This window comes from Aquimarina rubra (assembly GCF_042684305.1).
Taxonomy (GTDB): domain Bacteria; phylum Bacteroidota; class Bacteroidia; order Flavobacteriales; family Flavobacteriaceae; genus Aquimarina; species Aquimarina rubra.
In genome coordinates this window covers 1-1,071 of sequence record NZ_JBHULE010000020.1, presented here as the reverse complement: position 1 = coordinate 1,071, position 1,071 = coordinate 1, and the positions used below count along the sequence as shown (strand labels likewise).

General features: G+C 33.1%; 2 protein-coding genes. Both read left to right on the top strand.

Annotated features, from left to right (window positions below; translation table 11 throughout):
• Nucleotides 1–168 precede the first annotated feature (168 nt).
• Entirely contained in the window at nucleotides 169–447 is a 279-nt protein-coding gene (locus ACFSR1_RS18465; RefSeq protein WP_378294529.1) for a hypothetical protein, read from the top strand.
• A gap of 8 nt (nucleotides 448–455) precedes the next feature.
• Nucleotides 456–779 carry a hypothetical protein gene (locus ACFSR1_RS18460; protein ID WP_378294528.1) on the top strand — a complete coding sequence of 108 codons (324 nt, stop codon included), beginning with the start codon at nucleotides 456–458 and terminating at the stop codon, nucleotides 777–779.
• The last annotated feature ends 292 nt before the right edge of the window (nucleotides 780–1,071 follow it).

The window sequence follows — 1,071 nt, the reverse complement described above, 5'->3', positions numbered from 1 at the left end:
CGAATGGTTGTTGTATTTTTGGTAAAGCGCAATGCTTGCTGAAAGTAAAAATTAGCAACCAATGCACAGAAATATCGAAAATCAGGGTAACATTTTGCTCTGCTACGACACATATATTAAACGTTGGCAGTAATTTAACCAAACCATTTCGAAATAATATTTTGAACTATGAAAAAACGATTCTTAAAAATACTACTGGTAACAATTGGAGTTATAATCACAATAGTGTTTTATACAAACTCTTCATACTATATTGAGAATCAAGAATGGAAATATGCTGAAGGAACTCATATTGGAGATTGGTTAGGAAAGAATAATTTTGAAATTAAAGATGGAATAATTTACTCAAACGGAGCAAAAGCGAAAATAGTTTTTTCCATTGGTCGGAATTTAATAATTGAGAATATTGAGACACAAGAAAGAGGATTTTATGTGAATAAAAGCTGATTTAATCTATGATTTCGGACATAATAAATATAACTGCAAAACTTACTTTGTATTCAACACAAAATGGTGGGCGTATAACTGGAATCGGAACTGGATATAGACCCAATCACGTTATGGAGTATTTACCAAATTCAACTGACTTTCCAACAACTTATATTGGACAAATAGACTTTGACAAAGAAAGAATTTATCCTGGAGAAACTGAAAACGTAAGGATTAAGTTTTTAAGACATCAGAATATTGAGGAACTATTAAAGAAAGGAAGAGTCTGGTGGATTCACGAAGGAGCAAGAAAAATTGGTGAAGCTGAAGTTCTTGAAATTTTAAAGTAATAAAAACTACTGCCAACAACATATATGTGATCATAGCAGCTAGGTGATGAATAGAATGGTTGTCTTATTTTTGGTAAGGCGCAATGCTTGCAAAAAGTAAAAGTTAGCAACCAATGCGCAGTTTTGTTGATGGTTTGGTAACATTTTGCTCTGCTACGACACATATATTAAACGTTGTATGCAATAGTTCATTTCGAGTGGACAATTTTTTCGGAGGAGTACGCGAGGATTATGGAAGTTTTCTTCTGATAAGCAGGTCGGACAAAGCCTTTGGTAAAAGGATATGCTCAAG

Bases quoted from the DNA above. Each gene is read 5' to 3' on its own strand.
- ACFSR1_RS18460 (WP_378294528.1), top strand. From the start codon at position 456: ATGATTTCGGACATAATAAATATAACTGCAAAACTTACTTTGTATTCA.
- ACFSR1_RS18465 (WP_378294529.1), top strand. From the start codon at position 169: ATGAAAAAACGATTCTTAAAAATACTACTGGTAACAATTGGAGTTATA.